Source organism: Pseudomonas serbiensis (assembly GCF_030580745.1).
GTDB classification, from domain to species: domain Bacteria; phylum Pseudomonadota; class Gammaproteobacteria; order Pseudomonadales; family Pseudomonadaceae; genus Aquipseudomonas; species Aquipseudomonas serbiensis.
On record NZ_JAUQOO010000014.1, the window covers coordinates 63,880 to 87,262 of the forward strand.

Sequence of the window (23,383 nt, forward strand, 5' to 3'; positions counted from 1 at the left end):
TATTGAGATTTATCGTTCGATGGGCTTATAGTCCGCCTCGCACTCACTTTTAAAAAAACAACAGGTGAAGCGATGGCGGCGCAATTGATCGCGCTCGATTGGGGGACAACCTCACTTCGTGCTTATCGACTTGGCGAACACGGCCAGGTCCTGGAACAACGCTCCTTGAGCGCAGGCATCATGCAATTGCCGGATACTCCCCGGCTGATCGCAGGTGCCATGTGCAGCGATGGTTTTGAACTGGCCTTTGATCAGGCCTGTGGCGACTGGCTCGATGCGCAACCGGATCTGCCGGTGATTGCCTGCGGCATGGTGGGCAGTGCCCAGGGCTGGCGCGAGGCGGTGTACCGGGAAACTCCGGCCAGCGTCGGTGAACTGAGCGCAGCCTTGCAGACCGTGCGCAGCCTGCGCGGTGTCGATATCCATATCATCCCCGGTGTATTGCAGCGCTCGACCCTGCCCAATGTGATGCGTGGTGAAGAAACCCAGGTGCTTGGCGTACTTGCCTCGCTTGATGAGGAGTCGACCCGTCGATCGCTGTTGATCGGTCTTCCCGGCAGCCACTCCAAATGGGTGCGTGTGGTTGAGGGCTGCATCGTCCATTTCGATACCTTCATGACCGGCGAGGTATACGCCGCCTTGTGCGGGCACACCATTCTCGGCCGTACCATGCGGCCCGGCGAAACCTTCGATACCAATGCGTTCGACTGCGGGCTGTCCATTGCCCTGTCGCCAGAGGGCGCGTCCGGTCTGCTCTCGACCATTTTCAGTTCCCGGACCCTGGGCCTGACCGGCCAGCTTGATGCCAGCGCCCAGCCTGACTATCTGTCCGGCCTATTGATCGGGCATGAGCTGGATGCCCTGACCAGAATCCAGCAAAGAAGCCTGAAGCAACTGCCTGCCGTGATCCTGATCGGCAGCGAGTCGCTTTGCGCACGCTACACACGCGGCCTTACGGCTTGCGGTTTCGATCAGGTGACCACAGCCGCGCAAGCGACCGAACGGGGCCTGTGGCAAGTGGCCGTTCAGGCCGGCCTGATCGCGTCCGGGCCTTCAACAGATCCCTACGAGGTGTGAAATGCTCAAGCAAGCCCTGAAGGAAAACGGACTGGTCGCGATTCTGCGCGGCCTGCGTCCCGAAGAAGCTCCAGCCATTGGCGAGGTCTTGTATCAGGCCGGTTTCCGGGTGATCGAGGTGCCGCTCAACTCGCCGCAGCCTTATGACAGCATCACTCTGTTGCGCCAGTACCTGCCTGCCGATTGTCTGGTCGGTGCCGGAACCGTGCTGACACCGGAGCAGGTCGATCAGGTCAAGGAGGCGGGCGGTCAGGTCATTGTCATGCCACATAGCGACCCGAAGGTCTTGCGTGCGGCCAAGGCTGCCGGATTGTTCCTGTCGCCAGGTGTCGCCACGCCGACCGAAGCCTTTGCGGCTCTGGCCGAAGGCGCCGATGTGCTCAAGCTGTTTCCGGCCGAGCAAATGTCGCCTGCGGTGGTGAAGGCCTGGCTGGCGGTATTGCCAGCCGGAACGGTGCTGTTGCCAGTGGGTGGCATTACGCCGGAGAACATGAAGGTCTTCCTCGATGCTGGCGTCAAAGGCTTTGGCCTGGGCTCCGGGCTGTTCAAGCCGGGCATGAGCGCGGCGGATGTGGAGCTGCGCGCCAAGGCTTACGTCAGCGCCTGGCATGAACTGACTTCCAACTGATCGGCGCGCCGAGCGCTTCTTCCCCTACCTAATAAGAGAGAAATTGCACACATGAAAATCACCAAGCTCACGACCTTTATCGTTCCGCCACGCTGGTGCTTTCTGAAAGTCGAAACCGATGACGGTGTTGTCGGCTGGGGCGAGCCGGTTGTCGAAGGCCGTGCCCATACCGTCGCTGCGGCAGTGGAGGAGCTTTCCGATTACCTGATCGGCAAGGACCCGCGCAACATCGAGGATATCTGGACGGTGCTGTATCGCGGCGGTTTCTACCGTGGCGGCGCTGTACACATGAGCGCGCTGGCCGGTATCGATCAGGCGTTATGGGACATCAAGGGCAAGGCATTGGGCGTTTCGGTCAGTGATCTGCTGGGTGGTCAGGTGCGGGACAAGATCCGCGTCTATTCATGGATCGGCGGCGACCGGCCAGCCGATACCGCACGTGCTGCCAAAGAGGCCGTAGGGCGCGGCTTCACTGCCGTGAAAATGAACGGCACCGAAGAGCTGCAATTTCTCGACACCTTCGACAAGGTCGATCTGGCACTGGCCAACGTTGCGGCGGTGCGTGATGCGGTCGGGCCGAATGTCGGCATTGGCGTGGACTTCCATGGCCGGGTTCACAAACCTATGGCCAAGGTGCTGATGAAAGAGCTGGACCCCTTCAAGCTGATGTTCATCGAAGAGCCGGTCCTCAGCGAGAACTACGAAGCGCTCAAGGAGCTGGCGCCACTGACCAGCACGCCTATCGCTCTGGGGGAGCGGCTGTTCTCGCGCTGGGACTTCAAGCGGGTCTTGAGCGAAGGCTACGTCGATATCATCCAGCCGGATGCCTCTCATGCAGGCGGTATCACCGAAACCCGCAAGATCGCCAATATGGCCGAAGCCTACGACGTCGCGCTGGCGCTGCATTGCCCGCTTGGGCCGATTGCGCTGGCGGCCTGTCTGCAACTGGATGCTGTTTGTTACAACGCCTTCATTCAGGAGCAGAGCCTGGGTATTCACTACAACGAAAGCAATGACCTGCTGGATTATGTGAAGCACCCTGAAGTGTTCGATTACGACAAGGGCATGGTGAAGATCCCCAACGGGCCGGGCCTGGGCATCGAGATCAATGAAGAGTACGTCAAGGAGCGTGCCGCCATCGGTCATCGCTGGCGCAACCCGATCTGGCGCCATGCCGACGGCAGCTTTGCTGAATGGTGATGGAGATCTGAATGATCGTGCAGCGCTCTATCGCTGCACGATCAGGCATTGCAGAACGCAGTCCTCACATAAATCCAACAAGGGGCAATCTTCATGCAAACCCGCACTCTCGAAGGGGCGGCGTCTTTAGTCACGCCTACTCGCAAGCGTTTCTTCATCATGGTGCTGCTGTTCATTACGGTGGTGATCAACTATCTGGACCGCAGCAACCTGTCCATCGCGGCGCCGGCCTTGACCAGCGAATTGGGCATCGATCCGGTTCATGTCGGCCTGATTTTCTCGGCTTTCGGCTGGACCTACGCGGCCATGCAGCTTCCAGGCGGCTGGCTGGTGGATCGTGTTCCGCCGCGCATTCTCTACACCGCCGCGCTGCTGCTGTGGTCGATTGCTACCGTCATGCTGGGCTTTGCGGCGAGTTTCATTGCGTTGTTCGTGCTGCGCATGGCCGTGGGTGCGCTTGAAGCGCCTGCCTATCCGATCAACAGCCGCGTGGTCACCACCTGGTTTCCCGAGCGTGAGCGGGCGACGGCCATCGGTTTCTACACCTCGGGGCAGTTTGTCGGCCTGGCGTTCCTGACCCCGGTACTGGCCTGGCTGCAAGCCCATTACGGCTGGCATATGGTGTTTGTCGTCACCGGTGGCGTCGGCATACTCTGGGCCGTGATCTGGTATGCGGTGTATCGTGAACCGCGTGATTTCAAAGGCATCAACAAGGAAGAAATCGACCTGATCCGCGAAGGTGGCGGGCTGGTGGATATTCAGGTCGATACCGAAAAGCAGAAGCGTGGCTTCAGTTGGAAGGACCTGGGTGTAGTGCTGAGCCAGCGCAAGCTGTGGGGCATTTATCTGGGGCAGTTCTGCCTTAATTCGACTCTCTGGTTTTTCCTGACCTGGTTCCCGACCTATCTGGTCAAGTACCGCGGCATGGACTTCATCAAGTCCGGGCTACTGGCGTCGCTGCCGTTTCTGGCAGCCTTTGTCGGCGTGCTCTGCTCGGGGTTCTTCTCTGACTGGCTGATCCGTCGCGGCCACAGTATTGGTCTGGCCCGCAAGCTGCCGATCATTGCCGGTCTGCTGATCTCGACATCGATCATCGGTGCCAACTATGTGGAATCCACGCCCCTGGTGATCGCGTTTCTGGCGTTGGCGTTCTTTGGCAATGGTCTGGCATCGATTACCTGGTCACTGGTCTCGACCCTGGCGCCGGCCCGTCTGCTGGGGCTGACCGGCGGCACCTTCAACTTCATCGGTAACCTGGCGGCCATTGCCACACCTATCGTGATCGGCTTCCTGGCGTCGGGCGACTCCTTTGCGCCTGCAATTACCTATATCGCCATACTGGCGCTGATTGGCGCGCTGTCCTACATCCTGCTGGTGGGCAAGGTGGAGCGTATCGAGTTGTGATCACTGGCATGCAGAAGAGCTGGCGATGATAATGCTGCCAGCTTTTCATAGGCCCGCTCTGGCCCTTGAGCGTGAAACTAAAACCCGGTGTTCACCCCCCAGCAGCGACCACCTGATGACGACCAGACTTCTTGGCCATATAGAGCTGACTGTCTGTTTCTCGTAAAAAGGCATCCGGTGTTGTTGCGGGGGTCGCAATAGTGCTGGCAACTCCAAGGGAAATGGTGACTTTCTGCCCGATATCGGAGCTCAGGTGTTCCATCCCGAGGGCATCAACAGCGTCTTTCATGGATTCGGCTACCCTGGCCGCTCCTGAAATATCGGTATGGGGCAAGATGCAAACGAACTCTTCTCCCCCATAACGTGCCAGTAGATCAAAAGGGCGTCGGATCAGTTCTGACAAGGAGTGGGCAATGGACTTCAAACAGTGGTCTCCTGCCTGATGGCCGTACCGGTCATTGTAGAGCTTGAAGTAGTCGACATCGATCATTATCAGGGAAAGGGGAGTGCTGTTGCGTTCACTCTGACGCCAGCATTGCTCGAACATGTCATCAAACTTTCTCCTGTTGGAAACGCCTGTCAATCCATCGGTGAATGCACTGCGCCTGAGAAGATCGCTTTGCAGTTTTAACGTGAGGTGAGTAATGACGCGGGCTCTGACGATCGTTGGGTTGATGGGTTTGGTTATAAAGTCCACAGCCCCTAATTCAAAGCCTTGTACTTCATCGAGTTCATCTCGCTTGGCGGTGACGAAAATGATGGGGATGTGTTGTGTCAGTGGCGATTCTTTCAGTTGACGACATACTTCATGTCCGTCTGTCCCCTCCATGACGACATCCAGCAGTACCAGATCCGGAAGTTGAGTGGCAGACAACGTCAACGCTTGCTGGCCGTCGGTCGCCATGATGATGTCGCAGGACTCTCGAAATATTTCCCTGAGAATTAAAATGTTGCTTGCCTGATCATCGACAATAAGAATCTTGGGTCTGGCAATGATCCCGGGTTCCCACACGTCATGGATGAAATTCATTCTTCCGGTTTCCGGCTGTAGTCATCGATAATTTTTAGTGCTGAGCGAAAGTCCAACTCGTTTATTCGTTGGATGAGCAGTTGAAGCTGAGACTTTTCAATAAAGGGAATCCCTTGGGTAAGCGTATCGATCTGCTCAAGGACGTCGAGGTTTCCAGCACCAAGCAATCCTCTGAGTGTTTTCAGTCTGCTTTCCCAGCCCTCGGTGTTTGACGCTGTACCAACAAGAGCAGGGGGGCTTTCTGTTTCGTGGAACATGGACTGTAGAGCCTGCTCGTTGTCGTGAAGCACTTTGCGAAATGTTGGGATGTCGAGATGAGAAATCGTATGGGCTGCCTCGTTGCGTGCGCTGGATCTCAACAACTTTTCCGATTCGGCGGCCAGTTCGGAGAGTGATTTTGCTCCCATCGTTGATGCGCTGCCTTTAAGGGTATGCAGAAGGTTAAGGGCCGCGGTGAGATCGTGATCGAGTAGTGCTTTTTCCAAGGCTGTTAATTGAATTTCCGTATTGGGCAGGAAGCTACACAGAACCTGCCTGATAAGAGAAGTGTTGTTGCCGAATCGCGCCAGAATAGAGTCTCTCTCCTCCACGACGGGGCCGGATAACCGAGGTGTTCCTGATTCGACCCGAAGAGGAGGGTCAACGTTTGAAATATGGCTCAGCAGGCATGAAATCAGGCGTTCGTTGTCTATGGGCTTCGCAATATGGTCGTTCATGCCGGCTCTCAAACATGCCACTTGATCATCCTGGGTGACATTGGCAGTCATCGCCAGAATCGGGAGCGTGGCGAATCTCTTGTCATCGCGGATTCGGCGGGTTGCTTCCAGCCCATCGATATCGGGCATTTGCATATCCATCAATACGGCATGAAAAGGATGTCTGGACTCCAGCACTGCTTGAACGCCCTGCAGCCCACCTGTAGCCATTGCGACGACGGCACCTTCGGCTGCCAGCAATTCGGAGGCGATCTGTCGATTTAAAAAGTTATCTTCCACGACCAGTACGCGGACACCTTCCAGCCTCTTGTTCTTTTTCTCTATGGCGCTGACAGGGGCAGAGGGTTTTTCGAGTGCTCTCGTTATCGCGTTGCTCAACTGGAAAGGGGTCACGGGTTTTGCCAGAACATCCGAAAAAACAGAAGTAAGGTTGTTCTGTTCCCTGGCCAATACTTCGCTGCCAAAGGCCGTAATCATTATGATTCCGGGCTCATCTGTCATGCCTTGAATGATTCTGGCGGCTTCCAATCCATCAAGTTCTGGCATTTGCCAGTCCATCAACACGACATCGTAATGCCGGTTTTTAAAACCGGCTTCGCGAACTCGCTCCACAGCCTTGAGTCCGCTGTTGACACACTCTGCTCGCCATCCAAGCGCTGTAATCATTTGTGTCAGAGAAACGGCGGACTCTTGATTGTCGTCCACGATCAGGATGTTCAAGACTCTTTTGAATGTGCCGCACAGGTCAATCAGGGAGCTATCACTGTCAATGGCCAAGTCAATCTCGAACCAGAAACAACTTCCTTTTCCCAGTGTGCTGCTTACCTGCAATTCCCCACCCATTAACTGGACGAGGCGTCTCGAAATGACCAGTCCAAGCCCTGTACCGCCGAACCGGCGAGAAATGGAGGCCTCTGCTTGAGTAAAGCCATCAAAGATAATGCGTTGCTGTGCTTCGCTTATACCGATTCCAGTATCTTTGACCGAGATTCGCAAACGAATGCTTTCAGGTTTTCGGAGCACCTCTCTGATGCCGATGGTGATCTGGCCCTGAGGCGTGAACTTCAACGCATTGCCTGCGAGATTGATGAGAGTTTGTTGTAGCCTCATCCGGTCTCCGATCAAGATGCCTGGAATGTTGTAATCCAGGTCATACATGATCTCGACATTCTTGCCGTCCTGATTGCCGGACAACACGGTCGAGAGCTCTTGCAATAGAGAGTCCACTGTAAACGCATGGATATCCAGAATCAGCTTTCCGCTCTCTATCTTGGAGTAATCCAGGATATCGTTAAGCAGGCCTAATAATGACGTTGCCGCCGAATGGGCTTTTGTGACGTAGTCCTCCTGTCGCCGATTGAGATCGGTCTGTTTGACTAGATGCAGCATGCCCAGTACGGCATTCATGGGGGTACGGATTTCATGGCTCATATTGGCCAGGAACGATGACTTGGCAGCGCTCGCGGCGTCTGCCAGATCCTTGGCTTCTCGCAGTGAGGTTTGAAGCTTTCTTTCTTCGGTTATATCAAGGTTAATACCGGTTATTCGTGTTGCCGCTCCTGTTGCATCGTAATGAACGCGCGCCGCTGCCTGGATGAAACGAATTTCTCCATTGGGCAGAAGTGCACGAAATATCGGGTCGTAGACACCGATACCCAGTATGGCGTTATTGAGTTTAAGTTCGGTTTCTTCGATATCGTCGGGATGGACGCGGGCTCTCCAATGCTCATATTTCAGCCCGCCATTTTGCAGTTCAATGGGGAGCGCATAGAGCTTGTACATCTGATCGTTGAATTCAAGGTGTGCCTTGATCAGGTCCCAGTTCCAGATGCCCAGATTGGCGACTTCTGCAGCCAATGTCGTATGGTCGTGAGCCGCAAGGATTTCGTCGCGTTGTCGCCGTTGCTCGGTAAGGTCCGCTACGATTGCCACAAACATGGGGTCTTCAGAGGTGCCCATTATGCCCAGGCTCATTTGAGCCGGGTATGAACTGCCCTCTTTTCTTAATACTCCAACCTCTAGGCCAGAACTATAGTTTTCGACACATTGCCGGGTGAGGAAGTCACTGACAGGGGTATCGCCCTGATCCGTAAATAGTCTGGGCATCAGTTCCCTGATGTTGATACTTTCCAGTTCATCGCCGTTGTACCCAAATGCACGTTCTGCAGCAGGGTTGTAGGTCTTTAAAATACCTTCACCATCCAGGGTTATTACTGGATTTACAGCCGTAGCCAGAATGGCACGAGTCGTTGCCAAGCTGCTGGCCAACTCCTTCTCGAAGGTTTTGCGTGAGGTGATATCTGTTGCGATACCGAGATAGCCGACAATACTGCCGTCAAGATGACGGACCACCGTGACGGACAGTGATACGTTTATATGAGAGGTGTCCTTGCGAACATAAGTCCATTCGCGAGTCTCCGATCCCTCCTGTTCTGCAATCTCTACAAAGGTTCTAATCCCTTCAATAGGTTTATGGAAATACGCGGACAGTTCAGATTGCCTCTCTATTACTTCTGATTCCAGGTGGAAGAGGCTCGGTGTATAGTGGTCAATCACTTCATCTGCACTGTAACCCAGCATATTCTGGGCGCCGCGATTGAAGATCTTCACAATGCCTTGCATGTCGGTGACGACAACTGATATTTCCGAGGCTGATTCAAGTATGCTGCCCAACAGCACATTGAGCTTTTCAAGCTCGACTGTTCGTTCTGATACCTGGCGCTCCAGATCGGCATTCAGATCCTGAATTCTGGCTTCGGCAGCTTTTTGTTCGGAAATGTTTCGTACGGTTTTGGAGGCCCCGGATACTGAACCGTCGGAAGCAAAGATGGGCGATACGCTAAGTGAAACATCAATGAGATGACCGTCTTTATGCTGTCGCACGGTGTGGTGATTGGTAAAACGATCGCCATCCAGTATTCGGGATAATATTTCTGTTTCTTCTTGGGCCAGAGCGTCTGGCGTGACCAGCTCTCGTATGGTTTGTCCTATCGCTTCCTCAGAGGAATACCCGAACATCACTTCCGCGCCGTGATTCCAGCTTGTAATTACCCCTTGAAGGTCTTTGCCAATGATTGCATCGGTTGAGCTTTCAACGATGGTGCTTATCCGGGCCTGCTGATTGGAGTACTGTCTGCGTCTTATGGAGGCCGTTTCCATCAAGCTGGCTAACAATGCCAGCAAGGCGCTGATCAACAGCCCACTCAACATGACTGAACGTGGTGAAGTCAGGTTCAGACTGCTGGCAAAGGCAGGCTGAGCAGCGGTAGTCAGTTTCCAGATGCGCCCATATAGTTGGATTGTTTTCTCGGTCTTGATCTCATCGGGTGTTTCATGGGGCGCTCTGTCTGTCGTGTAAAAAGGCGATGAGTCATTACCTTCGGTGATATCGCTGAGTGTAATGGTCAGTCTTTGTGGGTCGATATTCATCCCGGCCAACACCTCGGATATCACGAGCGGAGCGTAACTCCAACCTAGGCAACTGTTTTCGCGGTTTTTTTCATCCTCTGGAGTTTTACCGTCTTTATAGATGGGAAGAAGTATCAGAAAGGATTGCTGCGGTTTTCCTGACTCCTGAACCAATGTAATAGGGCCGCTCAGGGTTGTTTTCCCGGTTTTCATCGCGCTCAGGGCTGCCTGGCGACGAGTGTCTTGCGATGCTATATCCAGCCCTATCGCGGATAAGTTTCGATCGACGGGTTCTATGTACTGAATGACGTATCGCTCGCCTGTGTTGGGCGAGAGCTCTCGTATATTGAAGTCTTTTTTTCCGTCTGCCCGGGCACGGGCCAGAAAGAGTGCTTCTTCTTCGGTCGCCACACGGCGAATGAATCCAAATCCCCGAGCGCCGGGAAACTCTTTGCTGATATCGCGGGTCTGGCTGTAGCGATAAAACAGGTCACGGTTTATGTTTTCACCGGCAGTAAGGATTACGCCTCGTACACCGCGAAGTCCGTATTGATAGAGATCGACTCTTTCTACTGTTGCTTGCGCGAGGCTTTCTGCTTCGTTGGTCAAGCGTGAGAGGACATATTTCCTGTTCTGTATGTCCACCAGCCAGGCACTCAGCAGAGACACTATGATGCCGACCGCAAGTGTGAGGTAGAGGGAAGGGCGTAGCTGGGGAATACTCAGGTTCTTGACCACTGGGCCTGTCCACTCGCGAATGACCAGTCATGCGACTCTGCGGTAATGGACGCTTTCAGCTTTCCATTTTTGTCTTCAGCATAGTTCGCATTTTTTATCTTGCAGTCTGTCCTTTCATATATCGGAAGGAGAAAAAATCGATTTGTGCAATGACTGACACTCTATGGCTGTTTGCAACGGGGCTTTCATTTCGTGCTGCCATGTGGCGTCCCGAACGGTTTTCACTGTTCGGGAGTTGACAGGTCTTGCAGCCTGAGTCTCTCGACCTTATCGAGCAATCCGCAGAATATGTCTGTCAGGAGTGGATCGAAATGCTGCCCGGATTGTTCTTTTATGTAGGCAGTGGTTGCCTCCAGTGTCCAGGGCTGTTTGTAAGGGCGTGGCATGCGCAATGCATCAAATACGTCGCACAGGGCAACGATTCTTGCGCTCAGTGGAATGTCTTCTCCTTTCAAACCGGATGGATAACCACTCCCATCCCATTTTTCGTGATGCCCTAACGCAATTTCTGCAGCCATGTCTGTCAGGTCCGAACCGTTGGCGTCATAAAGAATTTCATAACCGATGCGAGCGTGGGTCTGTATGTGTTGGCGTTCTTCAGTCGTGAGTGCGCCCGGCTTTTGCAGAATGCTATCGGCAATGCCTATCTTGCCAACATCATGCATCGGTGCTGCCTGTTCGATCAGTTCGCACCAGGCACTGGGCATACCGATGGCTCTGGCCAGCAAGGCCGCTGATGCACCAATGCGAAGGATATGGCTTCCTGTGTCGTCATCGCGGTAGCTGGCTGCACGGCTCAGGCTTTTCAGCATGGCACGGTAGCTTTCCTGAAGTTGGGCTGTGCGTTGTTCAACCTTTTGTTCGAGTTCTCGCTTGGCGTTCTGTAGAAGACGACCACTTTGTGAGAGCTCCAGGCAACTGCGTACCCTGAGTAGCACTTCTGGCAGGTCGATTGGTTTTGAAATGAAATCGTTGGCCCCTTTTTCAAGACCTATACGGCGACTTTGAGGATCGTTCAGTGCCGTGACAATAATGATCGAAGAGGCCGTTCTGTCTCTGGTGTTCAGATGGTCAAGAATCTCGAAACCATCCGGTGCCGGCATATCGATGTCCAGAAGGAGCAAGTCCCAGTCATTGGCCTGACACCACTGCAGGCCCTCAAGGGAGTTGGAGAATGTCTCGAATCGGTGCATGCCGAAAGCACGGAGGCAGGATTCCAGCAGCCGCAGATTGGTGGCCACATCGTCGATGATGACAATCACGGCATCGTTTCTTATCCTGGAAAACATTACGTCACTCCTATGGATAGCCTCAAAGATGTGTGTGCAGGCTGTTATTTGAATTCATGCGTATCCGGTTTGGCGATGACGCCATTCTGAAAGAGCGGCAAACTTATCCAGAAGTGACTACCCACTCCTGGTTCACTGGTGACTCCCATTTCTCCATTCATCAACTCTGCCAGTTCTCGACACAGCGCTAACCCGATTCCAGTGCCTTTAATGGCTGAGTTTTCCTTGCCCAGACGCTGGAAGGGTTTGAACAGTTGTTTCTGCAGTTCATGCTCGATGCCCGGGCCGCTGTCACTCACGAAAAGACTTGCCATCTGGCAGGCTTTATCAATATCTACTCCAATCACGATTGAGCCTCCCTTGCGGTTGTATTTGATGGCGTTGGAAAGCAGGTTGATCAATACCTGCTTGAGGCGTCGGTTGTCTGCCAGCACAAGGCAAGACTGAGCGGGAAGGCGCAGTTCAACCTTGATACCTTGGGTGATGGTCTGGGTACGAATCATGTTCAGGCAGTCTTGTGCCAATACAGCTGCATCGACCGGTCTGAGCGATAGATGAGGGGCTTCGGCCTGTAAGCTAGACCAGTCCAGAAGGTCGTCTAACAGTTGGCTTAAATGTTCACTGGCACTGATGATTTCATTCATGTCGGCGAGATCATCGGCATTTTTCGTGTCTGTAGAGGCCAGTTTCATTCTGCGAAGCTGAGCGAAGCCGAGGATGGCATTCAACGGTGTCTTGAGTTCATGACTCATGCCGGATATGAAGCGCGATTTTGCCTGACTGGCGGCCTGAGCCTCTATGGTCTTCTCCCGCAGGGATTGCTCAACCTGTTTGAGTGCTTCTATGTCGACGCAGGTGCCTGCTACGGGAGGTATGGATATATGCAGGCCCGAGAGGGTCCGGCCGCGGCAAAGCAGCCAGACCATTTCATCCTGTCTGGTCGACAGGCGAAATTCGACTTCGACGACATGGTCTTCGTTGTTCTGGGTTGCGCTGAGGAACTGGCAGAATCTTTTACGATCTTCTTCAGGCATTCGCGCCAACAAGTGTTCGGAGTCAACAGGATGGACGGGGAGGTTGAAGCGCTCACACAGCGCGCCTTTGAAGCTGAAAAGGTTTGTCGATGGCTGATATTCCCAGAGGCCTTCGGTAGCGCTTTCAATGACCAGTTCCAAGCGTTGTTGAGCTGCTCCCCGGCGGGCTTCGGCATGAGCCAGTTGGCTACCCATAGCCAGTGCCTGTTCCGAAATGGCTGCCAGTTCCTTTATTCTGGTGCGGCCGGGGGGTGGGCTCCATTTACCTTTGCCGATTTCCTCCAGCATGTTTGAAATCCCGATTATGGCCGTACTGAGTTGATTGCTCAGTTCTCGGGAGCGGAACCACAAGAACGCGAAAAATAATGAGTAAAAGACTATCAGGCCGGCGACCATCAGGTAGCCGATATCCTGATAATGCCTGGCCAACTGTTGTGTCTCCTGCATGATCACACTTTCGTCGACCACGGCCAGTAAATGCCACCCTGCTGGCAGGATATCGCTCCAGCTCACCAGATGAGGATGGTCGTTCAACTGAATTGGCAGCAACCCTTTGACTTGCTTACGCAGTGCATCGACCAATGGTTCCAGGTTTGAGTGCGTGGTCAGGTTGAAGCCGTCTGGCTGGAAGTGATCGTGCTTCATCCTTTTATAGTCAATGATACTTTTCATCTGCGACAGACTGAAATCACGTTCTGCTGCCGTTGGTAGCGCCATGATGTTCAGTTTATTGCTTACCAGTACCAGATAACCCGCCGACGGCACATGTAGCCTGGCGATTCGCTGCAGAATCGTGTCGACCGTGATGTCAATTCCCACCACGCCTTCGAGGGTATCGTCTTTGTAAACCGGCGTTATGACAGACATCATCCAGCCATGGCCTGCCGGATCCAGATAAACATCGGTCCAGACAGTCTGTCGTGCGGGATTGTGGGCGGCATCGGCCAGGTAATAAAAGTTGTACCGGGTCGAGTCCATATTGTGAGGGTATTGCGACAGCGTATTGAACCAAGGGTAAATGTGGTTATAGCCATCGGAGCTGTTGAAGTACAGGCTTACAATCGAAGGGTTTCCGGTTTTAAGGGTTTTCATCATGAAGTCGACATGCCTGAGACGATAGACCTTGTCGAGATCCTGTTGATCCAGAGGTGTGATACTTGAATAGAAGGAGGCTGCGCCGCCGTCATCGGTAGCGCTGTAGCGTGCGCCGTCGGGGCTGATGGTGAGTTCGGCTGGGTGATAGGGCAAGTCTTCTGCCAGTTCTGTCTCTATCGTTCTGGCAAGCAGGGTGGCCATGCTGCTGAGCTGCACTAGCTGGCCTTCGATGATTTCAGCGCTCTGCATGACGGATGCCTGAAGCTCGCGAGCGGCACTGTGATGCAAATACTCTCTCTGAGAATCCCTGATGGATTGATTACTCAGGAAGTATGCGGCCAGCAACGCGACCTCGACCACAATCAGCGGTATGAGAGAGGTACTCAGGAATGCTCTCCAGATCCAGCTACGCAAAGTCAGTGAAGATGGGGCCCGAATCATCGAGTAGTCCTCTCTAACGTCGTGATTGCCGAATTAGTGATGTTGCAGTGATATCAACTGTGGCACCAATCACCTAAAAGTCCAATCTATTGGCAGGTTTCAACGTGGGATATGCCGATCAGGACACGAGGAGTCTTTGTCCTGTCTGCGCTTGTGAGCGTGTGTCGAATGGTGATCACTGGCATGCAGAGGAACTGGCGACGATAATGCCGCCAGCTTTCCGATCTTATAAGGGCTGATATGCACAATGATCCACTCACGTCCGTGAGCACCGCGGGCAAGGACTCCGCACCGACCGGGACGCAAACCCTGTTGCGCGGTCTGGCGGTAGTGCAGGCCGTTGCCAGTGGTGCCAGGGACCTGAAAGCCATTTCCAGCCTGATCGGTACGACGCGCAGCACGACCCATCGGCTGGTCAGTTGCCTGGTCGAGGAGCGTTATCTGCGGGTTTTGCCTCAAGTGGGCTATCTCTTGGGGCCTCGCTTGATCGAGCTGGGTTTCCAGGCTCGGGAAGAAGTGCCACTGGCGATTCTGGCCCGACCTTATCTGGACGAGCTGTCGGAACTGACTGGCGATACCGTGCATCTGGCGATTCGCGACGGTGACGAGGTGCTTTATCTGCACAAGAACCCTGGTCGTAACGGGCCGGAGATGCGCTCTCGGGTAGGGCATCGCATGCCGCTGGTGCGCACAGGCATCGGCAAGGCGCTGCTGCTGGACAGTCAGGAGCAGGAGTGGCAAAGGCTGTATGAAATCAGCCTGCCCGTTGCAGGAAAGAACCCGCAGTGGCCGACCCACGAGCAGCAGACCTGGGAACAGTTACGTCAGCGCAGGCAAGAATACGTGCAGGGCGGTTATGCGTTCGACCTGGAAGACAACGAGCCGTCGATTCGCTGTGTGGCTGCACCGGTTCGTGATGCGGGCAAGCAGATTGTCGCGGCTATCAGTATTGCCAGTACCGTACCGTATATGCCGCTGGAGAAGATGACTGACCTGGTGCCGGTCATCAAGCAAGCGGCGGCAAGGCTTTCGGCGGAACTGGGCGGGTAACGGCGTAGGAGCGAATTCATTCGCGAATGAATTCGCTCCTACGGTTTTTTATGCCTGCAGAGTCGCCATATCGATCACGAAGCGGTATTTCACGTCACCCGCCAGCATGCGCTCGTAGGCCTCGTTGATATTGCGGATATCCAGCATTTCGATATCGCAGGTAATGTCGTTTTCCGCGCAGAAGTCCAGCACTTCCTGGGTTTCTGCAATTCCGCCGATCAGCGAGCCTGCGATCACGCGACGTTTCATGACCAGATGGGCGGCGTGGATTGGCGGTTCTACCGGCTCGATCAGGCCGACCAGAATATGGACGCCGTCAAAACTCAGGGTCTCCAGGTAGGGGTTCAGGTCGTGCTGCACAGGAATGGTGTCCAGCAGGAAGTCGAAGCGACCTGCGGCGGCTTTCATCTGTTCGGCGTCGGTGGAGACGATCACATGATCCGCGCCTTGGCGACGTGCTTCCTGGGCTTTTGATGCCGAGCGGGTGAAGAGGGTGACTTCGGCACCCATGGCCTTGGCGAACTTGATGCCCATGTGGCCCAGGCCGCCCATGCCGAGAATCCCGACCTTGTCGCCGGCCTTGACGCCATAGTGTTTGAGGGGCGAGTAAGTGGTGATGCCAGCACAGAGAATCGGTGCGGCGGCAGCCAGGTCGAGTTTTTCCGGGATGCGGACGACGAATTCCTCGCGAACCACGATGCTGTTGGAGTAGCCGCCCATGGTGTTGCTGCCGTCCACGCGATCAGGGGTCGCGTAAGTCATGGTCGGGCCTTCAAGGCAGTATTGCTCAAGGTTCGCCTGGCAGGCTGAGCACTGTTGGCAGGAGTCGACCATACAGCCGACACCGACCAGATCACCCACTTTGTATTTGCCTGCGTTCGGGCCGGTGGCTGTGACCTTGCCTACGATCTCGTGGCCAGGCATCAGCGGGTAGACAGCAATGCCCCACTCGTTACGTGCCTGGTGAATGTCGGAGTGGCAGACGCCGCAATAAAGGATCTCGATGGCGACGTCATTGGCCCGCAGGCTGCGGCGTTCAAAAGTCATGGGGGCGAGGGGGGCAGTCGCGGACTGGGCTGCGTAACCGATGGCTGTGTACATGTTGTTCCTCGCGGATCAAGGGTGAATAGTGATGACTATTTTCCGGGTCCGGGCCGCTGAAGGCCATGAGCATTCCTCCGTGAGTCATGCCTATTCCTACGGAACTGGCCGCTCGGGCATGGCTGTGAAGCTGATATCTGCGATGATACGCATGTCTGATTCTCTACCCGGTGTTCCATGTCGCGACTTCATCCCCAGGATGCCAATGCCACTCTTGTTTACTTGATAAAGCCTCTGGCCACGAGTCCCGGATTCGTGACGACGTTATTGCCGGAGGTCAAGGTGGTTTCGGCCTATGAGTATGTGGCCAGCAGCCCGCAGATTTATGAGCCGAGCCTGATGATCGTCGCTCAGGGTGGCAAGTTGGCCAGCCTCGGTTCGCGCACGCTGGATTACGGTGCCGGACACTATCTGGTGCAGGCGCTTTCCGTGCCGTTCATGTGCGAAACCTTTGCCACGCCTCAAGCGCCATTGCTCGGCGTTTCGGTGGCGATTGACCGTGTCATGCTGGGCGAACTGGTGCAGTTGATGGGGCCGGTGCCTGATCACACGGTCGAGGCTCAAACGCCGGAATCAATGACATCTGCTGTGCTGGATGCGTCGATGCGCGAGAGTGTGGAGCGGTTGTTGCGCTGCCTGCATGATCCGCTGGATTGTCATGTCATGGGGCAGTCACGGTTACGCGAGGTGCTGTATGCGGCGCTACGCGGTCCACAGGCGGGCGTGTTGCGGGCGCTGGTTGCGCAGCAGAGTCATTTCGCCCGGATCGCGGCCTCTCTGGCGTACCTGCACAGCCACTACGCCGAGCCTTTGAATATCGATATCCTGGCGCGGCAGGCGAACATGAGCGCTTCGACATTCCACGAGCATTTCAAGCGCAGCACCTTGCTGTCGCCGGTGCAATACCTCAAGCGCCTGCGTCTGCTCAAGGCCCAGCATATGCTGGTCGCCCAGGGAATGGGCGTGGCCCAGGTCGCGCACGCTGTCGGCTACCAGAGCACATCCCAGTTCAGCCGCGAATACAAGCGCTACTTCGAGCGTAACCCCGTCGAAGAAAGCACTTATCTGCGAATTCCTGCATAAACAAGAAAGCCCCAAAAGGGGCTTTCTTGCAGCTTGCCGCTAAAAACTTGCAGCTTGTTTCCTACATGTTCGGGTAAGTCGGCCCGCCAGCCCCTTCCGGCGTCACCCAGGTGATGTTCTGCGCAGGATCCTTGATGTCACAGGTCTTGCAGTGAACGCAGTTCTGAGCGTTGATCTGGAAGCGCTTCTCGCCATCTTCCTGAGTAATCACTTCATAGACGCCGGCAGGGCAGTAGCGCTGGGCCGGTTCGTCATAGAGCGGCAGGTTGCTGGTGAGCGGAATGCTCGGATCGGCCAGCTTCAGGTGGCAAGGTTGTTCCTCTTCATGGTTGGTGCTGGAGAGGAATACCGAGCTGAGCTTGTCGAAGCTGAGCTTGCCGTCGGGTTTCGGGTAGTCGATCTTCTTCGAGTCGGCTGCCAGCTTGAGGCAGGCGTAGTCCGGCTTGGTATCGTGCAGGGTGAACGGGATCTTGCCGCCGAAAATGTTCTGGTCGATAAAGTTGAACGCGCCGCCCACGACTGTGCCGAACTTGTGCAGCGCCGGGCCGAAGTTGCGGCTGGCGAACAGTTCTTCATGCAGCCAGCTGGCCTTGAAGGCGTCCACGTACGAGGTCAGGACATCGCCGCCTTCCTTGCCGGCGAGCAGGGCGTCGGCCACCGATTCCGCAGCGAGCATGCCGGATTTCATGGCTGTGTGGCTGCCCTTGATCTTGGCGAAGTTCAGGGTGCCGAGGTCGCAACCGATCAATGCGCCACCCGCGAAAACCATTTTCGGCAGGGAATTCAGGCCGCCCTTGCAGATGGCGCGGGCACCGTAGCTGATGCGTTTGCCGCCTTCCAGGTACTGTTTGATGACCGGATGGTGCTTGTAACGCTGGAATTCGTCGAAAGGCGACAGGTAAGGGTTGCTGTAGGACAGGTCGACGATCAGGCCGACTACCACCTGATTGTTTTCCAGGTGATACAGGAAAGAACCGCCCATGTTCTGGTCGTCCAGCGGCCAGCCGGCGGTATGCACCACCAGGCCTTGCTCGTGCTTCGCCGGATCGACTTCCCAGATTTCCTTGAGGCCGATGCCGTAATGCTGGGCATCGGCTTCGCTGTCCAGGTTGAAGCGCTTGATCAGTTGCTTGCCGATATGGCCACGGCAGCCTTCGGCGAACAGGGTGTACTTGCCGCGCAGTTCCATGCCGGGTGTGTACAGGCCTTCTTTCGGGTTACCTTCACGATCTACGCCCAGATCGCCGGTGACGATCCCGCGCACTACGCCGTTTTCGTCGATCAGCGCTTCCTGTGCGGCAAAGCCCGGATAGATCTCGACACCCAGGTTTTCGGCCTGCTGGGCGAGCCAGCGGCACAGGTTGCCGAGGGAAATGATGTAGTTGCCCTGGTTGTGCATGGTCTTGGGCACGAACAGGTCAGGTACTTTTATGGAGGTGTCGGCGCTGCGCAGCATATAGATGTCATCACGCTTGACCGGCGTGTTGAGTGGCGCGCCAAGTTCCTGCCAGTTCGGGAAGAGCTCGTTCAGGGCGCGAGGTTCGAATACCGCGCCGGACAGAATGTGTGCACCGACTTCGGAGCCTTTTTCCACCACGCAGACGCTGATTTCCTGGCCCGCTTCGGCAGCCTTCTGTTTAAGACGGCACGCGGCAGAAAGCCCGGAAGGGCCGGCTCCGACGATGACGACGTCGAATTCCATGTATTCGCGTTCCACAGGCTATCTCCTACTCTCAAGGCTCACGGTATTTTTTTATATGAAGCGTACAAACCGACGTGCGGAGGCATGAGATGCCTGCCCGTCTTTTCAAGGAGCGCATTATATCTACACCACTTTGCAGGTCCAATACAAACGTTCGTTTGAATTGGCCGCAGGCCAGATAAATCAAAGACGCGAGACTCATGACTGGCCGATATGTCGTATTGACCGGAAAAGGCGTTGCGGTCAAGATACGGGCGGTTTTGCGCTCGCCGTAGGCTGAAGCGAGGTTCAATGAAACCTCTGAAAAGGCATCAGGTGAGCGTAGTGCAGGCAGTCCGGCCATTGCGCGCGGCGCATTCTACACGCCATGGAGGCGCTTGATGGGTGTGATCTGGCCTTGTATACGGTTTTTTGGCGGTTGTTTTGATAGACATCCCCGATGCCTGCACTGAAACGATTGCTTGTTGAGGGCACACATATCGATCGTCTGGTCATGCCGGGCGACTTTCTTTTCACCGGAGAGTGAGGAATCCATGAAGGTTCTTGTAGCTGTCAAACGAGTGGTCGACTACAACGTCAAGGTTCGCGTCAAGGCGGACAACTCCGGCGTCGATCTTGCCAACGTCAAAATGTCCATGAACCCCTTCTGCGAAATCGCTGTGGAAGAGGCTGTCCGCCTGAAAGAAAAGGGCGTGGCGAGCGAAATCGTCGTGGTTACCATCGGCCCGACTACCGCACAGGAGCAACTGCGTACTGCCCTGGCGCTGGGTGCTGACCGTGCCGTGCTGGTCGAGTCCGCCGAAGAGCTGACTTCCCTGGCTGTCGCCAAGCTGCTCAAGGCCGTGGTCGACAAGGAGCAGCCACAGCTGGTGATCCTGGGTAAACAGGCCATCGACAGCGATAACAATCAGACCGGCCAGATGCTGGCTGCCCTGAGCGGTTACCCGCAAGGTACCTTTGCTTCCAAGGTCGAAGTGTCGGGTGACAAGGTTGCCGTGACCCGCGAAATCGACGGCGGTCTGCAAACCGTATCCCTGAGCCTGCCGGCTATCGTGACCACAGACCTGCGTCTGAACGAGCCACGTTACGCTTCGCTGCCCAACATCATGAAGGCCAAGAAAAAGCCGCTTGAAACGCTGACTCCCGATGCTCTGGGCGTTTCCACGGCGTCGACCAACAAGACTGTCAAGGTCGAAGCGCCGGCAGCACGTAGCGCCGGTATCAAGGTCAAGTCTGTGGCTGAACTGGTCGAAAAACTGAAAACCGAAGCGAAGGTAATCTAAATGACTATCCTGGTTATCGCTGAACATGACAATGCAGCCGTGGCTCCTGCCACGCTGAACACCATTGCTGCTGCCCAGAAGATCGGTGGCGATATCAATGTCCTGGTGGCCGGTTCCGGCGTGAGTGCTGTGGCTGAAGCTGCTGCCCGAATCGCAGGTGTTGCCAAGGTTCTGGTTGCCGACAACGCTGCCTACGCGCATCAGTTGCCGGAAAACGTTGCGCCGCTGGTTGTCGAACTGGCCTCTGGCTACAGTCACATCCTGGCTGCCGCGACCTCCAACGGCAAAAACATCCTGCCTCGCGTTGCGGCGCAGCTGGATGTGGATCAGATCTCCGAAATCGTTTCGGTTGAATCGGCTGACACCTTCAAGCGTCCGATCTATGCCGGTAACGCCATTGCCACCGTGCAATCGAGCGCGTCGGTCAAGGTCATCACCGTGCGTGCGACCGGTTTCGATCCGGTAGCCGCAGAAGGTGGTTCGGCTGCGGTCGAAGCGGTCTCTGCTGCTCATGATGCAGGCAAATCGTCCTTCGTTGGCGAAGAGCTGGCCAAGTCCGATCGTCCGGAACTGACCGCTGCCAAGATCGTTGTTTCCGGCGGTCGCGGCATGCAGAACGGCGACAACTTCAAGCACCTGTACGCACTGGCGGACAAACTGGGTGCTGCGGTGGGTGCGTCCCGTGCCGCGGTCGATGCCGGTTTCGTACCCAACGACATGCAGGTCGGTCAGACTGGCAAGATCGTTGCTCCTCAGTTGTACATCGCGGTGGGTATTTCCGGCGCGATCCAGCATCTGGCGGGCATGAAGGACTCCAAGGTGATCGTCGCGATCAACAAGGACGAAGAAGCTCCGATCTTCCAGGTGGCCGATTACGGTCTGGTGGCTGATCTGTTCGAAGCTGTGCCTGAGCTGGAAAAACTGGTTTAAACCAGTTTCGAGAACCCGTTCAATCCGGCCGTGCATACCTGTCCTGACAGGGTGCGTGGCCTGAGTGAACGGGTTTTTTGTTGTGCTGAAAAAGGATTATCCATGGGCCAGCCAAGGCTGTTTTTGTCCTCGCTTCTTCTGGGGCTGCTGGTGCTGCCGTCGCTTGCAACTGCAGCAGGCAAGTGCGAGCGGCTGATCGTGACCGGCAGCCCGGATGCGCCGCCTTATCTGTGGCGTGATCCGCAGGACCCCAGGCATTTGATCGGGGCCAATGCCGACTTGCTCAGGCAGGCGGCGGAGTCGCTGGATCTGGATGTCGAGTTTCTGTATGCAGGCAAGCGCAGTCAGGCGCTTGAGGAAGTGCGAACCGGTCGTATGGACCTGCTGGCTGATGCGCCGTTGAATCAGGCGCAATCTGGCTCACTCGATTACATCGATCCCCCGATTGTCCAGAATGAAATCCTGGTCTGGACTCGTCATGATCGTGCCTTGCCGTTCAATTCCCTGGCTGACTTGCACGGGCAGCCGGGTGCAATTTCCGAGAGGACCCGTCTGACCCAGTCATTCGAGGCGACTGCGAAAGAACACCTGGTTCTGGAACGCTTGCCCAATCTGACCCTGGCTTTTCAGAAGCTGGCGCTTGGGCAGGTCGAATATGTATTGGCCGGGCGTTATTCAGGCATGGTCATGGCGCAGACGCTTGGCTTGTCGGCGGATCTGGTTGCTCAGCCTGAGCCTCTTGATAAACCGGGTCTGCATCTGGCGTTATCGGTGAATTCGGCCTGCAACGATCCATGGTTGCGCGGACAGTTGGTGAAAAAGATGACAGAATCGGCGGCTTCGGGCCTTGCGGGTCAAGTCATCCAGCGCAATCTGGAATTGTGGAAAGCCCAGTTGCTGCAACCTGCCAGCACCAGCGCCCCAAACAAGTAGGAATGTTTTTGTGAGTATTCGCCCTTTAATTGCATTCATGGCCATCGCCACATTGACCGGCTGTGCCAATGATCCGGCACCGATCGAACAATTCAAGCTGACCGAGCAGGCTCTGGAGCAGGCCAAGGCGGTCGGTGCTACCGATGAGCAGCCCGAGCTTGTCACGGCAGAATCCAGATTTACCCAGGCACGTGCCGACATGGCCGATAAATCCTATAAGGATGCGCGCATGAATGCGGAGCAGGCCGAGCTTGATGCGCGTCTGGCCGAGGCGCGTGTACTGACCCTGAAAAGTCAGGAGCAGATCAATCAGTTGAATGTTCGCCTCAATCGTCTGCGCAAGCAGTTGGGGGAAGCTCAATGAATGGTATTTCGCGTGTATTGAGCGGATGTCTCTTGCTGGGAGTGGCGGGGCTGTATGGCTGCGCCGGTCATCAGGACAGTGAGCAGGCCTTGCGTCAGGCCAGTACAGATTTCCAGAAAGTGAAAGAAGATCCCGATGTTCTACGCAGCGCGCCCAAGGACGTGATTCGCTCCGGTGAATCGCTGGCGCGGGCAGAGCGTCTGTCGAGTTATCTGGGCAGCGGGAGCGATGTCAGTCACTACGCTTACCTGAGTACCCGTTACAGTGAAATTGCCCGTGAGCACAGCAACTTGCTGCTGGCTCAGGAGCAACTGGCGAAACTGGAACTGGAGCGTCAGCGCCTGCAACTGGCCTTGCGCGAGGCCAAGCTGGCCAGCGCGCAGCAGCATGGCAAGTGGCTGGAAGACCAGATACTCAGTCTTGCCACCACGCAGACCGACCGTGGTCTGGTCATGACGTTGGGTGATGTGCTGTTCGATCCGGGTCATGCCGAGCTGAAAAGCTCTGCCAATCGCACCGTTCTTAAGGTCGTACAGTTCTTGCTGCTTAATCCTCGTCGAACCGTAAGGATCGAGGGTTATACCGACAGCACTGGTGATCGACAGGAAAACCTGAAACTGTCCAGGGATCGTGCGCAATCGGTTGCCGATGTTCTGACCGATCTAGGTGTGGATGACAAGCGCATTCAGGTCGAAGGCTATGGTCAGCAATATCCGGTCGATGTGAACGCTTCCGAGCGTGGACGGGCACAAAATCGTCGGGTCGAAATCGTCTTTTCCGACGATAAGGGCCAGTTGGGCGCTGCCCGGTAATAAAAAAATCTGAAAAAAGCCCGACGTCGGAAACGGCCTCGGGCTTTTTTTGGCTTAAAAGGCCG

General features: G+C 55.5%; 17 protein-coding genes. 11 read left to right on the forward strand and 6 right to left on the reverse strand.

The window, feature by feature from the left end:
• Nucleotides 1-72 precede the first annotated feature (72 nt).
• From Q6A51_RS17920 to Q6A51_RS17935, 4 genes are all read left to right on the forward strand, one after another.
• Nucleotides 73-1,077 carry a 2-dehydro-3-deoxygalactonokinase gene (locus Q6A51_RS17920; RefSeq protein ID WP_304575394.1) on the forward strand — a complete coding sequence of 335 codons (1,005 nt, stop codon included), beginning with the start codon at nucleotides 73-75 and terminating at the stop codon, nucleotides 1,075-1,077.
• A gap of 1 nt (nucleotide 1,078) precedes the next feature.
• Nucleotides 1,079-1,705 (forward strand): 2-dehydro-3-deoxy-6-phosphogalactonate aldolase, encoded by a 627-nt coding sequence (locus tag Q6A51_RS17925; protein ID WP_304575395.1) that lies wholly within the window; start codon nucleotides 1,079-1,081, stop codon nucleotides 1,703-1,705.
• Nucleotides 1,706-1,756: 51 nt separating this feature from the next.
• Complete coding sequence (gene dgoD, locus Q6A51_RS17930; protein WP_198725817.1) at nucleotides 1,757-2,905, forward strand: galactonate dehydratase; 1,149 nt, start codon at nucleotides 1,757-1,759, stop codon at nucleotides 2,903-2,905.
• A gap of 93 nt (nucleotides 2,906-2,998) precedes the next feature.
• On the forward strand, nucleotides 2,999-4,309 hold the full coding sequence (locus Q6A51_RS17935) for an MFS transporter (RefSeq protein WP_201002584.1): 1,311 nt from the start codon (nucleotides 2,999-3,001) through the stop codon (nucleotides 4,307-4,309).
• A gap of 91 nt (nucleotides 4,310-4,400) precedes the next feature.
• Here the strand turns inward: Q6A51_RS17935 and Q6A51_RS17940 are convergent, their stop codons facing one another.
• From Q6A51_RS17940 to Q6A51_RS17955, 4 genes are all read right to left on the reverse strand, one after another.
• The gene (locus Q6A51_RS17940) at nucleotides 4,401-5,339 is read right to left on the reverse strand and encodes a diguanylate cyclase (protein WP_201020418.1); all 939 of its coding nucleotides are present in this window, start codon (nucleotides 5,337-5,339) and stop codon (nucleotides 4,401-4,403) included.
• Nucleotides 5,336-10,201 (reverse strand): PAS domain S-box protein, encoded by a 4,866-nt coding sequence (locus Q6A51_RS17945; RefSeq protein WP_304575396.1) that lies wholly within the window; start codon nucleotides 10,199-10,201, stop codon nucleotides 5,336-5,338. The genes Q6A51_RS17940 and Q6A51_RS17945 overlap by 4 nt, the downstream gene beginning before the upstream one ends.
• Nucleotides 10,202-10,422: 221 nt before the next feature.
• Nucleotides 10,423-11,490: an HD domain-containing phosphohydrolase gene (locus Q6A51_RS17950; RefSeq protein ID WP_304575397.1), complete on the reverse strand. Its 1,068-nt coding sequence runs from the start codon at nucleotides 11,488-11,490 to the stop codon at nucleotides 10,423-10,425.
• Nucleotides 11,491-11,534: 44 nt separating this feature from the next.
• Entirely contained in the window at nucleotides 11,535-14,060 is a 2,526-nt protein-coding gene (locus Q6A51_RS17955; RefSeq protein WP_304575398.1) for an ATP-binding protein, read from the reverse strand.
• A 240-nt stretch (nucleotides 14,061-14,300) separates the two neighbouring features.
• On the opposite strand from Q6A51_RS17955, the gene Q6A51_RS17960 reads away from it, so the two are divergent.
• Complete coding sequence (locus tag Q6A51_RS17960; protein WP_201020414.1) at nucleotides 14,301-15,110, forward strand: IclR family transcriptional regulator; 810 nt, start codon at nucleotides 14,301-14,303, stop codon at nucleotides 15,108-15,110.
• Nucleotides 15,111-15,158: 48 nt separating this feature from the next.
• On the opposite strand, the gene Q6A51_RS17965 is transcribed toward Q6A51_RS17960, so the two are convergent.
• On the reverse strand, nucleotides 15,159-16,211 hold the full coding sequence (locus tag Q6A51_RS17965; RefSeq protein WP_304575399.1) for an NAD(P)-dependent alcohol dehydrogenase: 1,053 nt from the start codon (nucleotides 16,209-16,211) through the stop codon (nucleotides 15,159-15,161).
• A 177-nt stretch (nucleotides 16,212-16,388) separates the two neighbouring features.
• On the opposite strand from Q6A51_RS17965, the gene Q6A51_RS17970 reads away from it, so the two are divergent.
• Nucleotides 16,389-17,294 carry an AraC family transcriptional regulator gene (locus Q6A51_RS17970; RefSeq protein WP_304575400.1) on the forward strand — a complete coding sequence of 302 codons (906 nt, stop codon included), beginning with the start codon at nucleotides 16,389-16,391 and terminating at the stop codon, nucleotides 17,292-17,294.
• Between the two features lie 61 nt (nucleotides 17,295-17,355).
• Here the strand turns inward: Q6A51_RS17970 and Q6A51_RS17975 are convergent, their stop codons facing one another.
• A complete protein-coding gene (locus tag Q6A51_RS17975; protein WP_201020411.1) occupies nucleotides 17,356-19,011 on the reverse strand; it encodes an electron transfer flavoprotein-ubiquinone oxidoreductase in 1,656 nt (551 codons plus the stop codon).
• Between the two features lie 518 nt (nucleotides 19,012-19,529).
• On the opposite strand from Q6A51_RS17975, the gene Q6A51_RS17980 reads away from it, so the two are divergent.
• The 5 genes from Q6A51_RS17980 (at nucleotide 19,530) to Q6A51_RS18000 (ending at nucleotide 23,318) form a co-directional block, all read left to right on the forward strand.
• Nucleotides 19,530-20,279, forward strand: a complete 750-nt coding sequence (locus Q6A51_RS17980; RefSeq protein ID WP_201020410.1) for an electron transfer flavoprotein subunit beta/FixA family protein — start codon at nucleotides 19,530-19,532, stop codon at nucleotides 20,277-20,279.
• Nucleotides 20,280-21,209 (forward strand): electron transfer flavoprotein subunit alpha/FixB family protein, encoded by a 930-nt coding sequence (locus Q6A51_RS17985; protein WP_201002564.1) that lies wholly within the window; start codon nucleotides 20,280-20,282, stop codon nucleotides 21,207-21,209.
• A 102-nt stretch (nucleotides 21,210-21,311) separates the two neighbouring features.
• A complete protein-coding gene (locus Q6A51_RS17990) occupies nucleotides 21,312-22,142 on the forward strand; it encodes a substrate-binding periplasmic protein (protein WP_201020409.1) in 831 nt (276 codons plus the stop codon).
• A 10-nt stretch (nucleotides 22,143-22,152) separates the two neighbouring features.
• Nucleotides 22,153-22,506, forward strand: a complete 354-nt coding sequence (locus tag Q6A51_RS17995; RefSeq protein ID WP_201020408.1) for a DUF4398 domain-containing protein — start codon at nucleotides 22,153-22,155, stop codon at nucleotides 22,504-22,506.
• Nucleotides 22,503-23,318, forward strand: coding sequence for an OmpA family protein (locus Q6A51_RS18000; RefSeq protein ID WP_201020407.1), 816 nt, complete (start codon nucleotides 22,503-22,505; stop codon nucleotides 23,316-23,318). The genes Q6A51_RS17995 and Q6A51_RS18000 overlap by 4 nt, the downstream gene beginning before the upstream one ends.
• The last annotated feature ends 65 nt before the right edge of the window (nucleotides 23,319-23,383 follow it).

Coding starts and splice junctions, on each gene's coding strand:
- Q6A51_RS17920 (WP_304575394.1), top strand. CDS start 73: ATGGCGGCGCAATTGATCGCGCTCGATTGGGGGACAACCTCACTTCGT.
- Q6A51_RS17925 (WP_304575395.1), top strand. CDS start 1,079: ATGCTCAAGCAAGCCCTGAAGGAAAACGGACTGGTCGCGATTCTGCGC.
- dgoD (WP_198725817.1), top strand. CDS start 1,757: ATGAAAATCACCAAGCTCACGACCTTTATCGTTCCGCCACGCTGGTGC.
- Q6A51_RS17935 (WP_201002584.1), top strand. CDS start 2,999: ATGCAAACCCGCACTCTCGAAGGGGCGGCGTCTTTAGTCACGCCTACT.
- Q6A51_RS17940 (WP_201020418.1), bottom strand. CDS start 5,339: ATGAATTTCATCCATGACGTGTGGGAACCCGGGATCATTGCCAGACCC.
- Q6A51_RS17950 (WP_304575397.1), bottom strand. CDS start 11,490: ATGTTTTCCAGGATAAGAAACGATGCCGTGATTGTCATCATCGACGAT.
- Q6A51_RS17955 (WP_304575398.1), bottom strand. CDS start 14,060: ATGATTCGGGCCCCATCTTCACTGACTTTGCGTAGCTGGATCTGGAGA.
- Q6A51_RS17960 (WP_201020414.1), top strand. CDS start 14,301: ATGCACAATGATCCACTCACGTCCGTGAGCACCGCGGGCAAGGACTCC.
- Q6A51_RS17965 (WP_304575399.1), bottom strand. CDS start 16,211: ATGTACACAGCCATCGGTTACGCAGCCCAGTCCGCGACTGCCCCCCTC.
- Q6A51_RS17970 (WP_304575400.1), top strand. CDS start 16,389: ATGTCGCGACTTCATCCCCAGGATGCCAATGCCACTCTTGTTTACTTG.
- Q6A51_RS17980 (WP_201020410.1), top strand. CDS start 19,530: ATGAAGGTTCTTGTAGCTGTCAAACGAGTGGTCGACTACAACGTCAAG.
- Q6A51_RS17985 (WP_201002564.1), top strand. CDS start 20,280: ATGACTATCCTGGTTATCGCTGAACATGACAATGCAGCCGTGGCTCCT.
- Q6A51_RS17990 (WP_201020409.1), top strand. CDS start 21,312: ATGGGCCAGCCAAGGCTGTTTTTGTCCTCGCTTCTTCTGGGGCTGCTG.
- Q6A51_RS18000 (WP_201020407.1), top strand. CDS start 22,503: ATGAATGGTATTTCGCGTGTATTGAGCGGATGTCTCTTGCTGGGAGTG.